Origin of the sequence: Pseudomonas sp. S09G 359 (assembly GCF_002843605.1) — a bacterium.
Lineage (GTDB): Bacteria > Pseudomonadota > Gammaproteobacteria > Pseudomonadales > Pseudomonadaceae > Aquipseudomonas.
Genome location: NZ_CP025263.1, coordinates 6,163,866 through 6,186,628, shown reverse-complemented (window position 1 = coordinate 6,186,628; position 22,763 = coordinate 6,163,866). Strand labels below are relative to the sequence as shown.

Sequence of the window (22,763 nt, the reverse complement as noted above, 5' to 3'; positions counted from 1 at the left end):
TTCCGAAACGTAGGAAGCGGCCATGTTAGCAAACCGGCTGGATCAGGGCTTGTGCAGCATCCCGTACAGCTCGGGGCGCCGGTCTTCCAGGTAGTGGTTGGCCGCGCGGGCATCGAGGATCGATTGGCGCTCCAGCGTACCGACGATCAAGGCTTCATCCAGGCCGGCCTGGGCGATGCGCTGGCCGTTCGGCGCGGCGATGCTGCTTTGCCCGCAGTACTGGATCTCGCCTTCGTGGCCACAATAATTGGCGTAGGCGACGTAGCACTGGTTCTCAAACGCCCGCGCACGCACGGTCAAGTCGGCGACAAAGTCGAACGGCACCATATTGGCCGTAGGCACCAGAATCAGCTCGGCACCGGCCAAGGCCAGGCGCCGGGTGTTTTCCGGGAACTCCAAGTCGTAGCAGATCAGCAATCCGAGTTTCCAGCCATTGAGTTCTACCAGCGGGAAATCATCGCCCCCGGCACTGAACATCAAGTGGTCCAGGTCCCCAAACAGATGGGTCTTGCGGTAGTTGCACAGGGGCTGGCCCTGGGCGTCAATCAACTGCACGGCGTTGTAGATCTGGCCGTCTTCAGCGCGCTCCGGGTAACCATACAGAATCGCCAGGCCGGCGCTTTTTGCCAGCTCGGCAATTGCCTGCGCCGACTCCCCATCCTGCGCCTCGGCCAGGGCGCCCACCGCCTCGGCGCCGATGTTGTAGCCGCTGAGGAACATCTCCGGCAGCACCAGCACGTCGGCGGAGCCTGACGCCTCGTGCGCCAGTTGGTGCAGACGCTTGAGGTTGCCGGCCACATCCAGCGGCAGCGGCGGGCATTGGTACAAGGCGACGCGCATGGGTAACTCCTTAATCGGCCAGGGCGATCGGGCCAATTTCGTCAAATACATCACCCGGCCCCGGGTTCTCGGGGTGAGTGCTGCCACCGAAGTGGGTCATGATGCCCCACACCGCATTCAGCGAGGTTTGCACCGCGCCTTCCACCCACGCAGGGGTCCAGGACACGTCATCGCCGGCGATAAAAATCCCACGTTGTTCGGCGGGCATGTCCTTCTGCATAAAGTGCGCATACATACGCTGGTTGTAGCGATAGTGCCCAGGCAGCGCGCCCTTGAAGGCGCCGAGGAAGTGCGGGTCGGCTTCCCACGACACGGTGATCGGGTCGCCGATGATGCGTGCCTTGATGTCGACTTTCGGGTAGATCTTTTTCAGCGCGTCGAGGGCCAGCTTCACGCGTTTGTCGATGGGCTGCGGGAGCATTTTCAGCGCGTCGCTCATCCACGAATACGACAGGCAGATCACGCCCGGCTTGTCGTCGCCGTTATCGAACAGATAAGTGCCACGGGTCAGGCGGTCGGTGAGGGTCATGCTCATCAGGTCGCGGCCGGTTTCCGGGTCTTTATCTTTCCAGAACGGGCGGTCGACCATCACGAAGGTTTTCGACGATTGCATGTAGCGCGTACGGTCCAGGGCCATCCACATCTTTTGCGAGAACAGTGTTTCGTCGCACTCGATCTGGGTGGTCAGCAGCCAGCTTTGGCAGGTGGTGAGCACGGCGGCGTATTCGCGGGTGTCGCCATAGTTGTCGGTGACGGCGAAACGGCCATCGGCCGCGTGGGCAATAGCCTTGACCCCGGCGCGTGGCGCACCGCGGTGCAACGAGCTCAGGCTGGTCCCCGCCGGCCAGTGAGCGCAACGCTCCGGCACATGGCGCCAGATGCCCATGGGCACCTGGGCTACGCCGCCGACCACCAGATGCTGGTGGTCGTCACAGTTGGTCATCACCACGCGGAAGATTTCCAGCATCGAGTTGGGGAAGTCCGAGTCCCAGCCGCCGGTACCGAAACCCACCTGGCCAAACACTTCACGGTGCAGGAACGAGAGCTTGGCGAAGGCCTTGGAGGTGGCGACAAAGTCGTAGAAAGTGCGGTCATCCCACAAGGGCACCAGCTTATTCCACAGCTCCTTGAGGCGCGGTACGTCGCGGTCGCGGATGGCTTGCTGGATATCGCCGAACTGCGAACCGGCCTCCAGCGCGTCGGCCCAGGCGTCGGCGACTTCCTGGAACAGCACCGGCAAGTCGGAGAGTTTTTGTGCGTAGTGGGTCTGGCCTTCGAGGTCGATCACCGTGCTGCCGGACGCCGGGGTCAGCGGGTTGGGGAAGGGCTTGGTTTCCAGGCCCAGTTTGTCCACGTAGTGATAGAACGCCGTGGACGACACCGGGAAGCGCATGCCGCCCAGCTCGGCGATGATGCCCTCGGCGCCTTCAAAGGCCTGGGACCGCAAGCGCCCGCCCATCTTCGAGGCTTCATACACCACCGGTTTGAGGCCCAGCTTCATCAGCTCGTAGGCGGCCACCAGGCCAGCAATCCCGGCGCCGACGATCGCCACTTCAGCACCATGGTTGGCCGCGGGGATACTGCCCAGGCCAGCGGGGTGCTCGATCCAGTCATCAAAGGCAAACGGGAAATCCGGGCCGAAGACAGTGATGGGTTTCTTGCCGTCTGCCGGATGGCGATTGGTCTTGCTGAGGGTGCTGGACGGAATGCTCATGGCTGACCTTACTGACGACTCGGCGGGAAGTGACCCACTGAGTATAGGAAAAGATGGCAGCCAGTTTAGGGAGCGTTGCGCTCGTTAATAAGACGCAATGTGTCGTCGAATTGAATTGTTTTTAGTCAATATGACGAAGCGGTCAGTCAGATTGGTTGCCCGCGATCCAATTTGTTACTGAGGATGATTGATGTAGTGGTTTTTTCCACACCATCGACGCTGCCGATCTGATCCAGCAACTGATCCAGCTGCTCCGGCGAATCCGTACGCAGCCACGCCACGTAATCGAACTCGCCGCTCACTGCACACAACTGTTGCACCTGAGCCATGGCACTCAGCCTGCGCAGCACCTCTTTGCCCGAGCGTGGTTGCACGGTGATGCCCACGTACGCCTGCAACCCGCCATCGACCACGCGCTGGCCCAAGCGCACGCCGTAACCGGTGATCACCTGGGTTTTCTCCAACCGCGCCAGGCGCGAGGTGACCGTCGTGCGCGCGATACCCAACTGCCGGGCAAGCATGGCCACGCTTTCGCGGGCGTTGATCTGCAGGGCAGCGATGAGTTGGCGGTCGATTTCGTCTAGGGCGGGCAAGGGCGAAGCTCCAGTGCGGGCGGCGGTGGAGGGGTATGTTACAGACTTCCAGACACACAAAAGCCGCGCAATGCGCGGCTTTTGAATTGGTGGGCCCACACGGACTTGAACCGTGGACCAAAGGATTATGAGTCCTCTGCTCTGACCAACTGAGCTATAGGCCCTTAACAGGTCGCGGATTATAGCGATGGTTTCCCCGCTGTGCCATCCGAAAAATCCTCAATGCTTGTGCGAAGAAATGTTGCCGCAAAAAGCGCCGGCGGAAGTGGCAGGCTGACGATGTAGCCTTGCATCTGTTCGCAGCCTTCGGCGGCCAGGAAGGCTTGCTGTGCGGGGTTCTCTACGCCTTCGGCGATGATGGTGAATTGCATGCTGTGGCCCAGGGCGATGATGGCGCGCACGATCGCGGCGTCGTGGGGGTCGTCGGGGAGGCCGCGGACGAAGGATTGGTCGATCTTGAGGAAGTCCAGCGGCAGGCGTTTGAGGTAGCTGAGGGAGGAATAACCGGTGCCGAAGTCGTCAATCGCCAGCTGTACGCCCAGGTGCTTGAGTTGGTGCAGCACCTCCAGGGCTTCTTCGGCCTGGCTCATGATGAAGTTTTCGGTGATCTCCAGTTGCAGGTAGCCGGGGTCCAGGCGGTTGTCGTGCAGGAGCTGTTCGATGCGCCCCAGCAAACCAGGGTGGCGCAGTTGCGCGCCGGCCAGGTTGACCGACAGCGGGCCGAAGTCATTGAAGGTGGTTTGCCAGGCGTGCATTTGTCGGCAGGCCTGTTCCAGCACCCAGTCGCCAATCTGCAGGATCATGCCGTTCTCTTCGGCCAGGGCAATGAAGTGTTCGGGGGGCACGTCGCCAAACGTCGGGTGGCGCCAGCGGATCAGCGCTTCGGCGCCAATCAGCTCATGTGTCGCCAGGCTCAGCTTGGGTTGGTAATACAGGGTCAGCTCATCGCGCTCGATGGCGCGGCGCAGTTCGTGTTCCAGCGCTACGCGTTCGTTGGCCTGGGCGGTGAGGTCTTGGGTGTAGCTTTCGACGCGGTTACGGCCCTTGGCCTTGGAGCGATACATTGCCGCGTCGGCGTTTTTGACCAGGGTGGCGACGTCCGTACCGTCCTGTGGGTACAAGCTGGTGCCGATGCTGGCGCTGATAAAAAACTCGTGTTCGCCAGCCTGGAACGGCGGGGTGAAGCAGGCCAGCAGTTTATTCGCCAGGTGCTCGGCATCGGTGGCGTGTTGCAGGCCGGGTAGCAGGATGATGAATTCGTCGCCGCCCAGGCGCGCAACGGTGTCGATGTCGCGCAGTTGTTCCTTGAGGCGCACGGCGATGTCTTTGAGCAGCAAGTCGCCGATGGGGTGGCCGAGGCTGTCGTTGATATGTTTGAAGCGGTCCAGGTCCAGAAACAACACGGCACCTTGCTTGCCGGTTTCTTGATGGCCGTTGAGCGCGGCCTGCAACCGGCTTTCGAACAGGGTGCGGTTGGGCAGGCCGGTCAGTGGGTCGTGGTGCGCCTGGTAGTCGAGGCGCGCCTGGGCCAGCTTGAGGCTGGAGATGTCGGCAAACACCGCGACAAAATGGGTGATCAACTGGTCGCGGTTGCGCACGGCGCTGATGGTCAACCAGCTGGGGTACAGCTCGCCGTTCTTGCGCCGGTTGGAAATTTCGCCCTGCCAATGCCCTTGGGCCGTTAACTGGTGCCACATCGCTGCATAGAACGCGCTGTCATGCAGGCCGGAGGCGAGCAGGCGCGGTGTGTGCCCCAGGGCTTCGGCTTCGCTGTAGCCGGTGATTTCGCTGAAGGCGCGGTTGACGGCGCTGATGTTCTGCCGGGTGTCGGTGATCAGCACGCCCTCGGCGGTACTCTCGAACACGGTGGCGGCCTGCTGCAGTTTTTCCTGCATCAGCTGGCGTTCGGTGATGTCGCGGGCGATGGTCAGCATGCAGTCTTCTTCGCCGATAGGCAGCGGGCGGCTGGACAGCTCGCAGAGGCGTATCAGGCCGTCGGCGCGGCGGATATGGCAGACAAAATCACGCACAAAGCCGTCGCGGCGCATCAGATCCAGCATGTGTTGACGTTCGTTGAGATCAACCCAGATGCCGAGGTCCAGGGTCGATTGGTCGAGGGAAGTGGCGGCTGTGTAGCCGGTGATGCGACTGAAACCGTCGTTCACTTCAATCAGCAGGCCGTCACGCTGGCGGCTCAATAGCAGGCCGTCGGGGGAGGCATGGAAGGCCTTGGCGAATTTCTCTTCGGAGGTTTGCAGCTGTTGCTGGGTTTCTTTGAGCTGGGTGATGTCGCGCACCACGACCACGATGGCTTCGACCGTATCGAGCTGGAACGGCTCGGCGGAAATCAGCCCGGTAAAGGCTTGGCCGTTGCTGCGTCGGAACGGCATTTCCAGGTTGCGAATGCTGGTGGTCTGTACCCGCTGCAACAGGTCGGGGCCGACGCCGTCGATGCCCCAGATATTCAGCGCGGTGGCGGTTTTACCCACGACCTGTTCGGCCGAGAGGCCGATCTGGTCCTCAAACGCCTTGTTGACCTCCAGCAGGCAGCCATCGCAAAGGCGCGCGATCACCAGGATGTCCGGGCATTGCTGGAACACCGAGGCAAACTTCTGCTCGGACAGCTGCAGCGCCTCCTCGGTGCGCTTGGCTTCGCTGATATCGATCATCAGGCCGCGCAGGACCGGTTCATGGCCGTGTTCGATCAGGCTGACAATGTCACGCACCCACAAACAGCGACCGTCGGCGGTGATCACCCGGTAATCAATGCTGTGATCGCGGTTGGCGCGGGTTTCGCGGTAGCAATACGCCTCGGCGCGGATCAGGTCGGCGGGGTGGATGATATTGCGCCAGAAGCCCGGAATCAGCCAATGGGCGCGCGGGTAGCCGAGCAAGTCCTCGGCGTGGGGCGACACGTAGCTGTAAGTGAAGTCGGTGACGCTGGCTTCCCAGGCGATGGCGGACAGGCTCTCTACTAGGCCGCGGTAGTGGTATTCGCTGCTGCGCAATTCTTGTTCGAGGGCGACGCGGCGGGAAATCTCCGAGCTGAGCCGGCGGTTGATGCGAATCACGATGGCCAATACGGTGCTCAGCAACAGCACGGCGGGCAGACCGTACATCAGCAGGTCTTTCCAGAAGGTGCGGCTATCGGTGAAGTTGCCCACCCAGTGTTGCTGGATGGCGTTGGTTTCTTCCGGGCTGAGGTCGGCCAGGACTTTGTCGAGGATACCGACCAGCATCTTGTCGTCGCGCGGCACGCCCATCGCCAATTGATAGCGGTAGGGGGTTTCGCCACTGACATACAAGCCGTCGAGCTTGAGTTCGCGCAGGCTCCAGACGCTGGATGCCAGGTCGCTGACCACGGCATCCACCTCACCGGTGGCCAGGGCTTGCAGCGTGGAACTGACGTTGGGCAGAGCCACCAGGTTGAGGTCTGGGTGGTGGGTGCGCAGCAGCTCATGGGGTGCGTAGTTTTCCACCACGGCAATCTTCAACCCGTACAGGTCCTTGAGATTACGCGGCCGCGCGCCGCCTTCGTGGGCCAGAATCACCATTGGGAAGTCGATATAAGGCCGGGTGAAGGCCAGGTAATTCTGGCGTTCCGGGGTCGACATGATGCTCGGGATCAGGTCGAGCTGGTTGCTGCGTGCCATGTCCAGCACGGCGCCCCAGTTCGGCGGTTCGATCAGCTTGACCCTGACGCCCAGGCGGTCCTGGATCAGGCGTACGTAATCCGCCGACAAGCCCTGGTAGTGGCCATTTTCATCACGGTATTCAAAAGGTGGCCAGGAGGCATCCACCCCAAGGCTCAGCTCCTGATGGTCCGCCAGCCAGCTACGCTCATCATCGGTAAGAGTCAACGCGCCAGCCGTTGCGGTCCAGGTCAGCAGCGACAGCAGTAACACGGTCGGCAATCTGGGCATAACGGTCTCGTTATGGCACGGGGAATGGTTCGAGTGTAGACGGGCATTGCGGGGAGGGGAGGTGCGCGGGCAGTTAATCTATAGAAAGAAATCTATACAAAACAAAACCCCCGGCCTGGGCCGGGGGTTCTGGTATCACTCGTCGAGGAAGGAGCGTAGATGCTCGCTTCGCGTCGGGTGGCGCAACTTGCGCAGCGCCTTGGCTTCGATCTGACGGATCCGCTCACGGGTCACGTCAAACTGCTTACCGACTTCCTCAAGGGTGTGGTCGGTATTCATGTCGATGCCGAAACGCATGCGCAGTACCTTGGCTTCACGGGCAGTGAGGCCGGACAGTACGTCGCGAGTCGCTTCTTTAAGGCTCTCAACGGTGGCGACATCGATTGGCGACTGCATGGTCGAGTCTTCGATGAAGTCACCCAGATGGGAGTCTTCGTCATCACCGATCGGGGTTTCCATGGAGATCGGCTCTTTAGCGATCTTCAATACCTTGCGGATTTTATCCTCAGGCATTTCCATGCGTTCGCCCAGCTCTTCCGGGGTCGGTTCGCGACCCATTTCCTGCAACATCTGCCGGGAAATACGGTTGAGCTTGTTGATCGTCTCGATCATGTGCACCGGAATACGGATGGTGCGGGCCTGGTCGGCGATCGAGCGAGTGATCGCCTGACGGATCCACCAGGTGGCATAAGTCGAGAACTTGTAGCCGCGACGGTATTCGAACTTGTCCACAGCCTTCATCAAGCCGATGTTGCCTTCCTGGATCAAGTCGAGGAATTGCAGGCCACGGTTGGTGTACTTCTTGGCGATGGAGATCACCAGACGCAAGTTCGCTTCAACCATCTCTTTCTTCGCGCGGCGGGCTTTAGCCTCACCGATCGACATGCGACGGTTGATGTCCTTGATCTCGGCGATCGTCAGGCCGGTCTCGGTTTCAAGCGCGGTCAGCTTCTGCTGGCAACGGATGATATCGGGCTGCAGGCGGCCAATGGCTTCGGCGTACTTCGCCTTGCCTTTTGCCAGTGCGTCGGTCCAGCTTTCGTCTACTTCGTTGCCCGGGAACTGGCGCAGGAAGTCGGCACGCGGCATGCGCGCATCACGCACACACAGCTGCATGATGGCACGCTCTTGTGCACGCAGACGCTCAAGGGCGCTGCGAACACGCTCAACCAGGCCTTCGAATTGCTTCGGTACCAGCTTGATCGGCATGAACAGCTCAGCCAACGCCAACAGCTCGGCGATTGCCTGCTTGTTGGAGCGACCGTGCTTTTTCAGGGCCTTGCGGGTGATTTCCATTTGATCGGAAACCGCACCGAAACGCTGGGCAGCGATGATTGGGTCTGGACCGCTTTCGACTTCATCTTCGTCGTCGCCGCTGGCTTCAGCATCGTCGTCTTCGGAATCGTCGTCGGCTTTCGCGGCTTTCGCATCGACAGGCGGCGGTACTTCGGCAGCTGGCGGCGCAATGCCGTCGTCCGGGTCGATATAACCGCTCAGGACGTCGGACAGGCGGCCACCTTCGGTGGTGACACGAGTGTATTCGGAGAGAATGTGGTCAACCGTGCCAGGGAAGTGCGCAATTGCGCCCATCACTTCACGGATACCCTCTTCGATACGCTTGGCGATTTCGATTTCGCCTTCACGTGTCAGCAACTCGACGGTACCCATTTCACGCATATACATGCGCACAGGGTCAGTCGTGCGACCGATGTCGGTCTCCACCGCGGCCAACGCGGCAGCGGCTTCTTCAGCGGCTGCCTCGTCGGTATCGGCGTCGGCCAACATAAGGGCGTCCGCATCCGGAGCACTCTCGTGTACGGGGATCCCCATGTCATTAATCATGCGGATGATGTCTTCCACCTGCTCTGGATCTGAAATATCCTCAGGCAGGTGGTCGTTGACCTCTGCGTAAGTCAGATACTTCTGCTCACGACCAAGGGTGATCAACTCTTTGATACGAGACTGCTGTTGCGCTTTTCCGGACATAACACCCTATCCACTGAAGGTCTTGGCGGGCAAAAAACAAGCCGAGGATTATACCCGAGCTATGACCTCACACGCCAGCTGAGGTCGGGTTTGATGCGGAAACATTCTGTTTTAAGAGGTCGCGCATCTGTTTTGCTATCTGAATTTGCTCTTCAGCCGATAATCCCGGCTGCCTCGCTCTCTTGATGAGTTCATCGAGGGTCTGCGTGTGCTGACCCGCGGATAACCTAGTAATGGTGTCTAAAAACTGTTGTTCAAGGTTATCGCCGTCAATTAGCCACTCCTTTTCCGCAAGTGCTTTCAATAAACGGCCTTGTTCGGTGCCATGCCAACGAGCCATCAGCTGAATAGAGTTTAGCTTAGGATTTTTCTGCACGGCTTCGATCAGGGCAATCAGCACCTGAGCGTAGGTGTTGCTCTCGTTGGCAAAATGATCGGCACTTTCAACCCTCTCCGCCAATTGCGGGTGATGGATGAGTGTGCGCAGGGCAATCAGTGTCGGTGCTTCTACGGCAACCGGCGTGCGCGGGGCGTAGGCCTCATCGCGATCGCCACGCTTGCCGTTCTTGCTCCAGGGTTTCTTGTCCCATTTCTTGCCGCCGGCACCGGGTTTCTTCGGTGTCCAATCCTGCTGCGGCGCGTAGGCGTCCTGCGGCTGGTGGAAGTCGGAGTAGTCCGGCATGGCGTCGTAATCCATGCCCGGATCGTAGGCCGGCGGCGCATCCTGCGGCGCGCTGTGCACCAGCTGGCTGACGGCTTCGCCGCTCAGACCGGTGATTTCCAGCAGGCGCTGGCGCATCAGGGTACGCAGGTTGGCGCCAGGCACTTTGTCGATCAGCGGCGCGGCGAGGGTGGCCATGTGGGCCTTGCCTTCGAGGGAGCGCGGGTCGGCTTCTTCGGTCAGTTGCTGGAAGAAATAATCCGCCAGCGGCTGCGCATGTTGGTTGATGCGTGCGCGGAACGCGTCGGTGCCTTCGGAGCGCACCAAGGTGTCCGGGTCTTCGCCTTCGGGCAGGAACAGGAAGCGCGCACGGCGCCCGTCCTGCAGGCTCGACAGCGTGGCTTCGAGCGCGCGCCAGGCGGCGTTGCGGCCGGCTTGGTCGCCGTCGAAGCAGAATAGTACGCTGGGCACGACGCGGAACAGGCGTTTCAGGTGCTCCTCGCTGGTGGCGGTGCCGAGGGTAGCCACCGCGTTGCGCAAGCCTTGCTGGGCCAGGGCGATCACGTCCATATAGCCTTCAACCACGATGATCTCATCGAGGTTGCGGTTGTTCTTGCGGGCCTCGAACAGGCCGTACAGTTCCTGGCCCTTGTGGAATACCGCAGTTTCCGGGGAGTTCAGGTACTTGGGCTTGTCGTCCCCCAGTACGCGGCCACCGAACGCGATGATGCGGCCACGGCTGTCGCGGATCGGGAACATCACACGGTCGCGGAAGCGGTCATAGCGCTTGCCGGTCTCGGCGTTTTCCACCAGCAGGCCGGCATCGATCATGGCTTTTTGCTGGAGGGTGTCGCTGCTCAAGTGTTTGTAGAGATTGTCCCAGCCGGGCGGGGCGAAACCGAGGCCGAAGTCGCGGGCGATTTCACCGGTGAGGCCGCGCCCCTTGAGGTAGTCGACAGCGGCCTTGCGCTGCGGATGGCTTTTAAGCGCCTGACGATAAAAGTCGGCAGCGGCCGTCAGCAGGGGGTACAGCGGCGAATCGGTGGGCTGGCGCGGTTTGTGCGGGCGGCCACTTTCCTCGCGGGGTATTTCCATGCCGGCGGCTTTGGCCAGGTCCTCGATGGCCTGGGGGAAGTCCAGGTTGTCGTGGTCCATGAGGAAGCCGAGGGCGTTGCCGCCGGCGCCGCAGCCGAAGCAGTAATAGAACTGCTTGTCGGGGCTGACGCTGAATGACGGGGTTTTCTCTTTGTGAAACGGGCAGCAGGCCGTGTAATTCTTGCCGGCTTTCTTCAGTTGCACGCGCGAGCTGACGACATCGACGATGTCGGTGCGGTTCAGAAGGTCGTCAATAAAGCTCTGGGGAATCAGCCCGGCCATGGCGTTCTCGTCATCACTGCGTGTAAATGAGGGCCCGTGAGGTGTTCAAGCGCACGTATCGAGTGCTCGAACATCCAGCGTCTGCATGGGGAGTGTATCTGCCGAACATTCGCTGACGTTAATTTCTATCAGTCTTCGGCATGGAAATGTTGCCCAGGCGCCCGGTGTTGACCAATGGCTGGCCTCGGGAACGCCTCGATGGGCACAGTCGACCGTTGGTCGTCTGTTTACAGAATTAGTGTGCTCGTCAGTAGCCTTGTTAGGCTCGTCAGAAGAGACGTGCACCGCTGGCAGAAGAGCCAGTCCTGACGTGTGAAGCAGTTGTCTCGGTCGCGTGTGCGGCGTCGACGATTTGAAGCATCAAGCGATATCCGCAAATGCCAACAGCCCGGCTGAGGGCCGGGCTTGGCAGAAGCTTGCTACGAACGTCTGTGTATTAGTACAGACGAACGGCGCGGCGCTGTTCGCGCTGAACTTTCTTGGCGTGACGCTTAACAGCGGCTGCTGCTTTACGCTTACGCTCAGAAGTTGGCTTCTCATAAAATTCGCGGCTACGAACTTCAGCCAGAACACCGGCTTTTTCGCAGGAGCGCTTGAAACGACGCAGAGCTACGTCGAAGGGTTCGTTCTCTTTTACTTTGACGGCTGGCATCCAGAGCTACCTTCTTTCATTACCGGGAATCAACGTTCTCGTCGCAAAAAATTCGCGGCTGAGGTCGTCGGTTTTTAAGGGTTGCGGATGTTAACCCCTCATTGCCCGGAATGCAAAGCCTCTGATCGAAAACCGCTAGTCGGGAGGGGGAGTGACGACTATTATGCGCGCCTTCGAATTCAGCCTCTACAAGGCGCAAACCCATGCTAGTACTGGGACTTGAAACCTCCTGCGACGAAACCGGAGTCGCACTTTACGACAGTGAACGCGGGCTTTTGGCCGATGCACTGTTCAGTCAGATCGACCTTCACCGTGCCTATGGCGGTGTGGTGCCGGAGCTGGCCAGCCGTGATCACGTCAAGCGCATGCTGCCGTTGATTCGCCAGGTGTTGGACGAGGCCGGCTGTGTGCCGACCGAGATCGACGCCATTGCCTACACTGCCGGCCCCGGATTGGTTGGAGCCCTTCTGGTTGGGGCCTCTTGCGCCCAGGCGCTGGCTTTTGCCTGGGGCATTCCGGCCCTGGGTGTGCACCATATGGAAGGCCATTTATTGGCGCCCATGCTGGAAAAAACACCGCCGCAGTTCCCGTTCGTCGCTTTGTTGGTTTCGGGCGGTCATACGCAGCTGGTTCAGGTCGACGGGATCGGCCAATACACGCTGTTGGGCGAATCTCTGGACGACGCTGCCGGCGAAGCATTCGACAAGACGGCGAAGATGATGGGGCTCAATTATCCGGGTGGCCCGGAAATCGCGCGCCTTGCCGAAAAAGGCGTGCCGGGCCGCTACACCTTCCCGCGCCCGATGTGCGACCGCCCGGGCCTGATGTTCAGCTTCAGCGGTTTGAAAACCTCCGCGTTGAACACCTGGCAGCAGAGCGTCAGCGCCGGGGACGACAGTGAGCAAGCCCGTTGCGACATCGCGCTGGCGTTCCAGCAGGCCGTGGTGGAGACTTTGACCATCAAGTGCAAGCGCGCCCTGAAGCAGGCTGGCATGCAGCGGCTGGTGATCGCTGGCGGCGTCAGCGCCAACAAGGCGTTGCGTGTTTCGTTGGAGAAAATGCTCGGCGACATGAAGGGCGATGTGTTCTACGCGCGCCCCGAGTTCTGCACCGACAATGGCGCGATGATCGCTTATGCCGGTTGCCAGCGCTTGCAGGCCGGGCAGCATGAAAGCCTGGCGATCAGCGTGCAGGCGCGCTGGCCGATGGAGCAGTTGTCGCCGTTGTGAGGCATGGCCTGCGCCGGGCGCATCGAACGTATTTAAAAATGCCGTTCGCGCCCGGCAAACAGGTCGCGTAAATTGCCCCGGTGGCGCCACACGATCAGCAGTGTCAGCACGCTCATCGGCAGCAGCGCCGCCGGTTCCTGCCAGGCCAGCAGCGGCAGGGTGAGCGGTGTGGCGATCAGCGCGGCCAGTGAGCTGGTACGCGTCAGGTAGAACGTCAGCAGCCAGGCGAGCACGGCCAGCAGGGCGGCGGGAGGGTAGATCCCCAGCAGCATGCCGGCCGCCGTGGCGACACCTTTGCCACCGCGAAAGCGGAAGTACAGTGGAAACAGATGGCCCAGGACGGCGCACACGCCTACCCAGGCCTGTTGTTGCAGGGTAAGGCCGGCGAGGCTGGCGATCAGCACGGGCAACAGGCCCTTGCAGACGTCGCCGAGCAGCGTCAGCACGGCAAGTTTCTTGCCGGCCAGGCGCAACATATTGGTGGCGCCGGCATTGCCTGAGCCACTCATTCGCGGGTCGGGGTTTCCCGTCAGGCGGCTGAGCAAAATGGCGAAGGACAGCGAGCCGAGCAGGTAGGCGAGAATCGCCAGTGACCAAAACATGCTAACTATTCCGGGCGAGGACGCCCTGATTCTAACGGGGCATCGCGCCCTTGTCGTGCTGCGGAGAAGAGCTTGGACAGAGTGTTTATCGAAGGCCTGGAAGTCGACACCGTAATCGGGGCCTACGACTGGGAGCGCGGCATCAAGCAATGCCTGCGCCTGGACCTGAGCTTCGCCTGGGACAACCGCCCGGCCGCCGCCGGTGACGACCTGACCCTGGCGCTGGATTACGCCAGCGTATCCACACGTATCCAGGCCTTCGCCGAGCAATCCCAATACCAGCTGGTGGAAACCTTCGCCGAGCGCCTGGCTGAAGTGTTGATGGGTGAGTTCCAGATTCCCTGGCTGCACCTCAAGCTGACCAAGCCGGGGGCCGTGCCGGCCGCCAAGGGCGTGGGCGTGGAGATCGAGCGCGGATGTCGCTAACTCAGGTTTACCTTGGCCTTGGCAGCAATATCGACCGCGAAGCCCATTTGCACGCGGGCCTCGACGCGCTGGCGGGCTTTTTGACCGACATGCGCTGTTCGGCGGTATTCGAAAGCCAGCCGGTGGGCATCAAAAGCGGGCCGTTCTTCAATCTGGTGGTGTCGGGGTACACCGACCTGCCGTTGATGGAGCTGGATCGCCGGCTCAAGTTCATCGAGGCTGACAATGGCCGTTACGCGCCGGACCGCAAGGGCCTGCCGTTGGATATCGACGTGCTGTTGTATGGCGATTTGGTCGGCAACTTTGATGGGTTGGTCCTGCCGCGTGCAGAGATCCTGAAAAACGCGTTTGTGCTGTGGCCGCTGTCGATGATGGCGCCCGATCGCGTGCATCCAGAGGTGGGCAAGACCCTGGCCGAGTTATGGCGCGATGCGCAGATCGATCAAGTGCTGGCGCCTGTCGGGTTTGAATGGCAGGGCCGGCAACTGACGCCGACGGATCTCCTGTAGCCGCCGATGCTCCTGGCTTGACCGGATCAACTGTGGGAGCGGGCTTGCCCGCGAAAGCGGTTAGTCAGCCAGCATCAATGTTTGCTGGGCCGACGTCTTCGCGAGCAAGCCCGCTCCCACAGGTTTTGCATTTAACTGAATCGGCAAAGGTTGGCGTCTACAGGCTGTGTTGTTCTTTGTAGGCCTTCAGTGCCTTGAGCCGTTCGCGCTTGAGCGCTTCGCCCAGCTCGGGGCCTTTGAAGCCCTTTTCCAGCAATGGCGCCACCGCCACTTCGCGCGCTGCTTTCGCTGCGCCGCGTAAATAATCCGCTTGTGGATAACTTCTCTGTTCCAGCCCTTTACGGCCCCGGGCGTCCATCTCACAACTCACCACAAATTCTTCAAAGCGCTGTGGCCGACGGTACACGTCAAAGCTCTGCAGCAACTCCAGCAGCGTCGAGGCCTTAAGCTCCAGCGCGCGATGGCCATGGGTGTGATATTCGCCGACCAGCAGCGCCAATTCCTGACAATCCCTGGGCACCTTGAAGCGTTCATTCACCGCTTTGATCAGCGTCAAGCCCCGGTGCTCATGGGCAATATGCTGTGGCAACTTATCCACAGGTGTCAGGCCCTTGCCCAGGTCATGCAGCAGGCACGCCCAGCGCACAGTCAGCGGTTGTTTGTGCAGGGCGGCCTGTTCCAGCACGCTCAAGGTGTGCACGCCGGTGTCGATCTCGGGGTGGTGGGCTGCCGGTTGCGGCACGCCGAACAGCGCGTTCACTTCAGGCATCAGGGTTTTCAGCGCGTCGCAGTCGCGCAGTACCTGGATAAACACCTGAGGCTGATCTTCCATCAGGGCGCGGGAAATTTCTTTCCAGCTGCGCTCCGGGGTGAGGGCCTCCAGCTCGCCGGATTCGCTGAGCTGGCGCATCAATTCCAGCGTCTCGGCGGCTACGGTGAAACCCAAGGGTGCATAACGCGCGGCAAAACGCGCAACGCGCAGGACGCGCAGGGGATCTTCGGCGAACGCGGGGGAAACGTGGCGCAAGATGCGGGCTTCAAGGTCGCGCCGGCCGTAATAAGGATCGGTCAGGTTGCCGTCATCATCTTGCGCCATCGCGTTGATGGTCAGGTCCCGACGGATCAGGTCTTCTTCCAGGGTGACGTCGGGGCTGGCGTGAAACACAAAGCCGCCGTAGCCGCGGCCGCTCTTGCGCTCGGTGCGGGCCAGGGCGTATTCGTCGCCATTTTTTGGGTCGAGGAACACCGGGAAGTCAGAGCCTACCGGTTTGTAGCCGTTGGCTAGCATCTCTTCAGCCGTTGCGCCGACAACGACGCGGTCGATATCGGTGACTTCAATGCCCAGCAGGCGGTCACGCACGGCCCCGCCGACTTTGTAGATTTTCATGAAAAAGCCTCCATTAGCGCCACAGGATACCGCCTGTGCCTGGCCAATGGAGGCTTTGCTGTTTCAGAGATGTACGACGGCCAGGTCCAGGCGCCCGTAGTCGTTGTCGTTGTGGTCGCTGCGTGGCGGTACATGGTGGGTTTTCATTACCTGATCGCCCTGCAGGGTCTCCAGGTGGATGTCGAAGCCCCATAGCCGGTGCAGGTGCTTGAGCACTTCCTCGGTGGATTCGCCCAAGGGTTTGCGGTCGTGCTGCTGGTGGCGCAAGGTCAGCGAGCGATCACCGCGCACGTCGATGCTGTAGATCTGCACGTTAGGCTCACGGTTGCCCAGGTTGTACTGCGCGGCCAGGGTTTCGCGGATGGTGCGGTAGCCAGGTTCGTCGTGGATGGCCGGTACCAGCAAATCGTCCTTGAGGTCGTCGTCGAGGATGCTGAACAGCTTGAGGTCACGAATCACCTGGGGTGACAGGTACTGCAGGATGAAGCTCTCATCCTTGAAGCTGCTCATGGCGAACTTGATCGTCGACAGCCAATCGCTGCCGGCGATTTCCGGGAACCAGCGACGGTCTTCCTCAGTGGGGTGTTCGCACATGCGCCGGATGTCGCGGTACATGGCAAAGCCCAGTGCATAGGGGTTTATGCCGCTGTAGTAGGGGCTGTCGAAACCCGGTTGGAACACCACGCTGGTGTGCGACGTGAGGAACTCCATCATGAAGCCATCGGTGACCAGGCCTTCGTCGTACAGGTCGTTCATCAAGGTGTAGTGCCAGAACGTCGCCCAGCCTTCGTTCATCACCTGGGTCTGGCGCTGTGGGTAAAAGTACTGGGCGATCTTGCGCACGATGCGCACGATTTCCCGTTGCCATGGCTCCAGCAGCGGCGCGTGTTTTTCCAGGAAATACAGGATGTTTTCCTGGGGTTCGGCGGGGAAGCGCGCATTGTCCTTGTCACTGTTTTTGCCGGTTTTCTTCGGGATGGTACGCCACAGGTCGTTGATCTGTTTCTGCAAGTGCTCCTCGCGCTCCTTCTGGCGCAGGCGTTCTTCCTCGGCGGAAATCGGATACGGGCGCTTGTACCGGTCAACCCCGTAGTTCATCAGTGCATGGCAGGAGTCGAGCAAGTCCTCGACCGCATCGATACCGTGGCGCTCCTCGCACTGCATGATGTACTGCTTGGCGAACACCAGGTAATCGATGATCGAGCTGGCATCGGTCCAGGTACGGAACAGGTAATTGCCCTTGAAGAAGCTGTTATGCCCGTAGCAGGCATGGGCCACCACCAGTGCCTGCATGCAGATGGTGTTTTCTTCCATCAGGTAGGCGATGCACGGGTCGGAGTTGATCACGATTTCGTAGGCCAAGCCCATCTGGCCACGGGTGTAGGACTTCTCGGTGCTGAGGAAGTGTTTGCCGTAGGACCAATGGTGATAACCCAAGGGCATCCCGACGGACGCGTAGGCGTCCATCATCTGCTCGGCGGTGATCACTTCGATCTGGTTGGGGTAGGTGTCCAGGGCATAACCCGCCGCAATGCGGCTGATTTCCCGGTCATAAGCCTGGATCAGTTCAAAGGTCCATTCGGAGCCTGTTGAAATGGGTTGGCGTTTATTCTCTTTTTTGGCGGTCATGTCACTAACCTGCGCTGGAAGAGTTCACGGAAGACCGGGTAGATATCGCCGGCCGAGACCAGTTGCTGCTGGGCGAATGTGTCGGCAAAGGCTTCGCCGATGCGCTCGTATTCGAACCACAGGGCCTGGTGCTCACGGGGGGTGATTTCGACGTAGGTGTAGTACTGCACGAACGGCATGATCTGGTTGATCAAAATGTCGCGGCAGATTGGCGAGTCGTCGTTCCAGTTATCGCCGTCGGAGGCCTGGGCCGCGTAGATGTTCCACTCGTTGGCCGGGTAGCGTTCGGCCATGATCTCCTGCATCAGCTTCAACGCGCTGGACACGATGGTGCCGCCGGTTTCCCGCGAATAGAAGAACTCTTCTTCGTCGACTTCCCGGGCGCTGGTGTGATGGCGGATGAACACTACGTCGATCTTGTCGTAGTTCCGCTTCAGGAACAGGTACAGCAGGATAAAGAAGCGTTTGGCAATGTCCTTGGTGGCTTGGGTCATCGAGCCGGACACGTCCATCAGGCAGAACATCACGGCCTTGGAGCTGGGGTTGGGTTGCTTCACCAGCAGGTTGTATTTCAAGTCGAAGGTGTCGAGGAACGGCACGCGGTGAATACGCGCGCTAAGTTTTTCTATTTCTGCCTCGATTTGCTGGATATCGCCGAAGTTGTCCGGCTCTTCACGCTTTAAGCGCGCCAACTCTTCCTTGGCTTCTTTCAGTTTTGCGCGGCTGCTGCCCGACAGGGCAATACGTCGCGCGTGGGCCGAGCGCAGGGTGCGGATGATATTGATGCGGGACGGGTTGCCCTCGTTGCTGATCCCGGCGCGCACGGTCTTGAAGGTGTCGGTACCGGTCAGGTTGCGTTTGACCAGGTTGGGCAGCTCCAGGTCTTCGAACATGAATTCGAGGAATTCTTCCTGGGTAATCTGGAACACGAACTCATCCATGCCCTCGCCGGAGTTGCCGGCCTTGCCCGGGCCTTTGCCGCCGCCACCGCCTTGGGGGCGCTGGATATGTTCGCCGGTGGTGAATTCCTTATTGCCCGGGTGCACGACGGTCTGTTTGCCGCCCCGGCCATGGTGCAGCACCGGTTCGTCGATGTCGCGTCCGGGAATGCTGATTTGCTCGCCATGCTCCATGTCGGTGATGGAGCGGCGGCTGACGGCCTCTTCAACGGCCTTTTTGATGTGGTCACGGTAACGCCGCAGGAAACGCTGGCGGTTTACCGTGCTCTTGTTCTTGCCATTGAGGCGTCGGTCGATCACATAGCTCATGGGGAGCCCTCCGGGCAGCTTCACGTTACAAGCTTCAAGCCGCGAGCTGGAAGCTTAGAGACAAGCGGTCGGCTACCCGGCCAACGGCCCGGCAGCCCACGCTTGTCGCTGCCTTATTGTGATTTACGAACCCGCAGGTACCACTCGGAGAGCAGCCGTACCTGTTTGTCGGTGTAGCCACGCTCGACCATTCGTGTAACGAAGTCGTTGTGTTTTTGCTGGTCCTCCTTGCTGGCCTTGGCGTTGAAGCTGATGACCGGCAGCAGGTCTTCGGTGTTGGAGAACATTTTCTTCTCGATGACCACCCGCAGCTTCTCGTAGCTGAGCCAGGTTGGGTTCTTGCCGTTGTTGTTGGCGCGGGCGCGCAGCACGAAGTTGACGATTTCGTTGCGGAAATCCTTCGGGTTGCTGATGCCGGCGGGTTTTTCGATCTTCTCCAATTCCTCGTTGAGGGCCACCCGGTTGAGGATTTCGCCGGTTTCCGGGTCGCGGTATTCCTGGTCCTGGATCCAGAAATCGGCGTACAGCACGTAGCGGTCGAAGATGTTCTGGCCGTACTCGCTGTAGGACTCCAGGTACGCTGTCTGGATTTCCTTGCCGATAAACTCGATGTAGCGCGGTGCCAGGTATTCCTTGAGGAAGCGCAGGTAGCGTTCGCGTGTTTCGGCCTGGAATTGCTCCTGTTCGATCTGCTGTTCCAGCACATAGAGCAGGTGCACCGGGTTGGCGGCGATTTCATGGGGGTCGAAGTTGAAGACCTTGGACAGGATCTTGAACGCAAAGCGTGTCGACAGGCCGTTCATGCCCTCATCCACACCGGCGGTGTCACGGTATTCCTGGATCGACTTGGCCTTGGGGTCGGTGTCCTTGAGGTTTTCGCCGTCGTATACCCGCATCTTCGAATAGATATTCGAGTTCTCCGGCTCCTTGAGGCGTGACAGCACGGTGAACTGGGCGAGCATCTTGAGGGTGTCGGGCGCGCAATGGGCCTTGGCCAGGGAGCTGTTGAACAGCAGTTTGTCGTAGATCTTGATTTCATCGCTGACCCGCAGGCAGTACGGCACCTTGACGATGTAGATCCGGTCGATGAAGGCTTCGTTGTTCTTGTTGTTGCGGAAGGTGTGCCATTCCGATTCGTTGGAGTGAGCCAGCAGGATCCCGGTGAACGGAATCGCGCCCAGGCCTTCGGTACTGTTGTAGTTGCCTTCCTGTGTGGCCGTGAGCAGTGGGTGCAGCACCTTGATCGGTGCCTTGAACATTTCCACGAACTCCATCAGGCCTTGGTTAGCCCGGCACAGTGCGCCCGAATAGCTGTAGGCGTCGGCGTCGTTCTGCGGGAATTCTTCCAGCTTGCGGATATCGACCTTACCTACCAGCGCCGAAATGTCCTGGTTGTTCTCATCCCCAGGCTCGGTCTTGGCCACGCCGATCTGGTTGAGGATCGACGGGTACAGCTTGACCACGCGGAACTGGCTGATATCACCACCAAACTCAGCCAGACGCTTGGTGGCCCAGGGCGACATGATGGTGTTGAGGTAGCGCCGTGGGATGCCGAAGTCTTCTTCGAGAATCGCGCCATCTTCCGTGGCGTTGAACAGGCCCAGCGGCGACTCGAAGACCGGTGAGCCCTTGATGGCGTAGAAGGGCACCTTCTCGATCAGTTGTTTGAGCTTTTCGGCCAGGGACGACTTGCCGCCGCCGACGGGGCCGAGCAGGTAGAGGATCTGTTTCTTCTCTTCCAGGCCTTGGGCGGCGTGGCGGAAGTAGGAGACGATCTGGTCAATGCATTCTTCCATTCCGTGGAAGTCTTCAAAGGCCGGGTAGCGACGGATCACCTTGTTGGAGAATATTCGCGACAAGCGCGAATTATTCGCGGTTTCCACCAGCTCCGGCTCGCCAATCGCCAGTAGCAGGCGTTCGGCGGCAGACGCGTAGGTGCTGCGGTCCTGTTTGCACAGCTCAAGATACTCTTGCAGCGTGAGTTCTTCCTGCTGGGTGGACGCGAAGCGTTGTTGGAAGTGGCTAAAAATACTCATGACGTCGTCACCTCGCTCGATACGTGGAGCCGACGCCGGATCAATCAGTCGATGCTGGCAGACATTGACGAACGCCAATGGCCGTTTTCCCCCCAGAACACCCTGAAACGCTACCGATGACCCGCACGCCGGTGTACCGGCTCTCCCCTGATTCGGATGGCCTGCGCTTAAGGATAGTTCGGAATCGGGGAGGTCAAGGCGCGATGCGTAATTAGTTTGGCCGCGCCGTTCGTCAGAAACGGCGCGAGCCCAAGCGTCACGCGGGGTAGCGGGGTTTGAAAAAAATTATTGCGAATCGCCCGAGGCAATTTCTGCAGGATAGGTCGTACGCCACAGCTCAAAGCCGCCGTCCAGGCTATAGACGTCGGAGAAGCCCTGGCTGATCAGGTAGGCCGCCGCGCTCTGGCTGGAGTTGCCGTGGTAGCAGGCCACGATCAGCGGCGCGTCGAGGTCGGCGGCGCGGATGAAGTCGGCGATATTGACGTTGTCCAGGTGCTTGGCGCCGTTGATGTGGGCGGCTGCGTACGTCGGCTGGTCGCGGATATCAACCACCACGGCGCCTTGCTCGCGCAGGGCCTGGGCTTGTTCGGGAGAGATACGTTTGAATTCGCTCATGGCGGGCTCCTATGGCTTGGCGGCCGGCAGTGTAACGGGAAGTGGGGATTCGCACTGGCAGCTGTGGCGCTCGCCGGTGTCGATGTTCATCAGGGTCATGGCGCCGCCCCACACGCAACCGGTGTCGAGGGCAAAGACGCCGGGCTCGTCGCACTTGCCTTCGAGGGCTGCCCAGTGGCCGAAGATGATCTTCGTGTCACGGGTCTTGCGCTCCTTGTGGGCGAACCAGGGTTTGTAGCCGGGCAGGGCGGTGTCGGCGCCTTCCTTGCTCTTGAGGTCGAGCTTGCCCTCGGCGGTGCAGAAACGCATGCGCGTGAAGTAGTTGGTGATCACCCGCAGGCGCGTGACGCCGGTGAGGTCGTTGTCCCACTTCACCGGTTCGTTGCCGTACATGCCGTCGAGGTAGGCGATGTACAGGTTGTCGTCGGCCAGCGCGCTCTCGACTTCGGCGGCGCACTTGAGGGCTTTCTTCAGCGTCCACTGCGGCGGCAGGCCGGCATGCACCAGTGCCATGTTACGGCGCTCGTCGTAGTGCATGAGCTTTTGTCGGCGCAGCCAGTCGAGCAGTTCGGCACGATCGGGCGCTTCGAGGATTTCCCGCAGGGTGTCGCCCTTTTTCAGACGCTCGATGTTATTACCGGCCGCCAGCAGGTGCAGGTCGTGGTTGCCGAGTACACACACCAGGGAATCGCGCAGGCTATATAGGTAGCGCAGCGTGTCCAGCGAGGCGGGGCCGCGGTTGACCAGGTCGCCGACCAGCCACAGGCGATCGTTCGCCGGGTCGAAGGCCACACGCTCGAGCAGGCATTTGAGGGGGGCCAGGCAGCCTTGCAGGTCGCCTACCGCGTACGTCGCCATCAGTGCAGGGACCCCGGCACGGCGAGGCGGAAGGGCGCGATAACGGCATCGAATAACTGACCGTCGGTGGCTTTCATCTGATAGGAGCCTTGCATGGTGCCGACCTTGGAGGTCATGACCGTGCCGCTGCTGTAGGTGTGGCTGGCGCCAATATCGATCAGCGGCTGCTGGCCGACCACGCCTGCGCCGCGGACTTCCTCGACCTGGCCGTCACCGTCGGTAATCACCCAGTGGCGTGACAGCAGCTTGGCCGGCACCAGCCCGTTGTTTTTCACCGTGATGGTGTAGGCAAAGGCGAAGCGGTTCTGTTCAGGTTGCGATTGGTCCGCCAGGAAGCGGGTGACGACGCTGACGTCGATCTGGTAGCGAGGATCGGACATGCAAGAGGCCTTAAAAGCAAAAGCGGAGGACAGCAGATGCGGATCAGTCTAGGCCAATAGGTGGGCACTAGGCCAGAC

18 protein-coding genes and 1 tRNA gene are annotated in these 22,763 nt (G+C 60.4%); 3 read left to right on the top strand and 16 right to left on the bottom strand.

From position 1 onward, the window contains the following. Nucleotides 1-42: 42 nt before the first annotated feature. The 8 genes from CXQ82_RS28495 to rpsU form a co-directional block, all read right to left on the bottom strand. Complete coding sequence (locus CXQ82_RS28495) at nucleotides 43-840, bottom strand: carbon-nitrogen hydrolase family protein (RefSeq protein ID WP_101273274.1); 798 nt, start codon at nucleotides 838-840, stop codon at nucleotides 43-45. Between the two features lie 10 nt (nucleotides 841-850). After that, nucleotides 851-2,554, bottom strand: a complete 1,704-nt coding sequence (locus tag CXQ82_RS28490; protein WP_101273273.1) for an NAD(P)/FAD-dependent oxidoreductase — start codon at nucleotides 2,552-2,554, stop codon at nucleotides 851-853. Nucleotides 2,555-2,700: 146 nt separating this feature from the next. Continuing rightward, nucleotides 2,701-3,147 carry an Lrp/AsnC family transcriptional regulator gene (locus CXQ82_RS28485; RefSeq protein ID WP_101273272.1) on the bottom strand — a complete coding sequence of 149 codons (447 nt, stop codon included), beginning with the start codon at nucleotides 3,145-3,147 and terminating at the stop codon, nucleotides 2,701-2,703. 87 nt (nucleotides 3,148-3,234) lie between these two features. Then, a tRNA-Ile gene (locus CXQ82_RS28480) sits at nucleotides 3,235-3,311 on the bottom strand. Nucleotides 3,312-3,326: 15 nt separating this feature from the next. Then, nucleotides 3,327-7,070, bottom strand: a complete 3,744-nt coding sequence (locus tag CXQ82_RS28475; protein ID WP_101273271.1) for an EAL domain-containing protein — start codon at nucleotides 7,068-7,070, stop codon at nucleotides 3,327-3,329. 135 nt (nucleotides 7,071-7,205) lie between these two features. Continuing rightward, a complete protein-coding gene (gene rpoD / locus CXQ82_RS28470; protein ID WP_101273270.1) occupies nucleotides 7,206-9,056 on the bottom strand; it encodes an RNA polymerase sigma factor RpoD in 1,851 nt (616 codons plus the stop codon). 67 nt (nucleotides 9,057-9,123) lie between these two features. Continuing rightward, the gene (dnaG, locus tag CXQ82_RS28465) at nucleotides 9,124-11,094 is read right to left on the bottom strand and encodes a DNA primase (RefSeq protein ID WP_101273269.1); all 1,971 of its coding nucleotides are present in this window, start codon (nucleotides 11,092-11,094) and stop codon (nucleotides 9,124-9,126) included. Nucleotides 11,095-11,530: 436 nt separating this feature from the next. Continuing rightward, complete coding sequence (gene rpsU / locus CXQ82_RS28460) at nucleotides 11,531-11,746, bottom strand: 30S ribosomal protein S21 (protein WP_002551877.1); 216 nt, start codon at nucleotides 11,744-11,746, stop codon at nucleotides 11,531-11,533. A 203-nt stretch (nucleotides 11,747-11,949) separates the two neighbouring features. Here rpsU and tsaD point away from each other — a divergent pair, with 203 nt between their 5' ends. Beyond that, a complete protein-coding gene (gene tsaD / locus CXQ82_RS28455; RefSeq protein ID WP_101273268.1) occupies nucleotides 11,950-12,975 on the top strand; it encodes a tRNA (adenosine(37)-N6)-threonylcarbamoyltransferase complex transferase subunit TsaD in 1,026 nt (341 codons plus the stop codon). A 32-nt stretch (nucleotides 12,976-13,007) separates the two neighbouring features. Here tsaD and plsY read toward each other — a convergent pair whose 3' ends face one another. After that, nucleotides 13,008-13,577 (bottom strand): glycerol-3-phosphate 1-O-acyltransferase PlsY, encoded by a 570-nt coding sequence (gene plsY, locus CXQ82_RS28450; RefSeq protein ID WP_065925396.1) that lies wholly within the window; start codon nucleotides 13,575-13,577, stop codon nucleotides 13,008-13,010. A gap of 72 nt (nucleotides 13,578-13,649) precedes the next feature. Between plsY and folB the strand changes: the two genes are divergently transcribed. Beyond that, nucleotides 13,650-14,003 carry a dihydroneopterin aldolase gene (gene folB / locus CXQ82_RS28445; RefSeq protein WP_101273267.1) on the top strand — a complete coding sequence of 118 codons (354 nt, stop codon included), beginning with the start codon at nucleotides 13,650-13,652 and terminating at the stop codon, nucleotides 14,001-14,003. Continuing rightward, a complete protein-coding gene (folK, locus tag CXQ82_RS28440) occupies nucleotides 13,994-14,512 on the top strand; it encodes a 2-amino-4-hydroxy-6-hydroxymethyldihydropteridine diphosphokinase (protein ID WP_101273266.1) in 519 nt (172 codons plus the stop codon). Before folB ends, folK begins: the two co-directional genes overlap by 10 nt. Nucleotides 14,513-14,669: 157 nt before the next feature. On the opposite strand, the gene CXQ82_RS28435 is transcribed toward folK, so the two are convergent. From CXQ82_RS28435 to apaG, 7 genes are all read right to left on the bottom strand, one after another. Continuing rightward, nucleotides 14,670-15,899: a multifunctional CCA addition/repair protein gene (locus CXQ82_RS28435; RefSeq protein WP_101273265.1), complete on the bottom strand. Its 1,230-nt coding sequence runs from the start codon at nucleotides 15,897-15,899 to the stop codon at nucleotides 14,670-14,672. A 63-nt stretch (nucleotides 15,900-15,962) separates the two neighbouring features. Then, entirely contained in the window at nucleotides 15,963-17,528 is a 1,566-nt protein-coding gene (locus CXQ82_RS28430; protein ID WP_101273264.1) for a SpoVR family protein, read from the bottom strand. Further along, nucleotides 17,525-18,796: a YeaH/YhbH family protein gene (locus tag CXQ82_RS28425; protein WP_017138057.1), complete on the bottom strand. Its 1,272-nt coding sequence runs from the start codon at nucleotides 18,794-18,796 to the stop codon at nucleotides 17,525-17,527. The genes CXQ82_RS28430 and CXQ82_RS28425 overlap by 4 nt, the downstream gene beginning before the upstream one ends. A 113-nt stretch (nucleotides 18,797-18,909) precedes the next feature. Further along, nucleotides 18,910-20,832, bottom strand: a complete 1,923-nt coding sequence (locus CXQ82_RS28420) for a PrkA family serine protein kinase (RefSeq protein WP_003194732.1) — start codon at nucleotides 20,830-20,832, stop codon at nucleotides 18,910-18,912. 285 nt (nucleotides 20,833-21,117) lie between these two features. Next, nucleotides 21,118-21,447 carry a thiosulfate sulfurtransferase GlpE gene (gene glpE, locus CXQ82_RS28415; protein ID WP_101273263.1) on the bottom strand — a complete coding sequence of 110 codons (330 nt, stop codon included), beginning with the start codon at nucleotides 21,445-21,447 and terminating at the stop codon, nucleotides 21,118-21,120. 9 nt (nucleotides 21,448-21,456) lie between these two features. Further along, on the bottom strand, nucleotides 21,457-22,305 hold the full coding sequence (locus tag CXQ82_RS28410; protein ID WP_101273262.1) for a symmetrical bis(5'-nucleosyl)-tetraphosphatase: 849 nt from the start codon (nucleotides 22,303-22,305) through the stop codon (nucleotides 21,457-21,459). Continuing rightward, complete coding sequence (gene apaG / locus CXQ82_RS28405; RefSeq protein ID WP_101273261.1) at nucleotides 22,305-22,685, bottom strand: Co2+/Mg2+ efflux protein ApaG; 381 nt, start codon at nucleotides 22,683-22,685, stop codon at nucleotides 22,305-22,307. Before apaG ends, CXQ82_RS28410 begins: the two co-directional genes overlap by 1 nt. Between the last annotated feature and the right edge of the window lie 78 nt (nucleotides 22,686-22,763).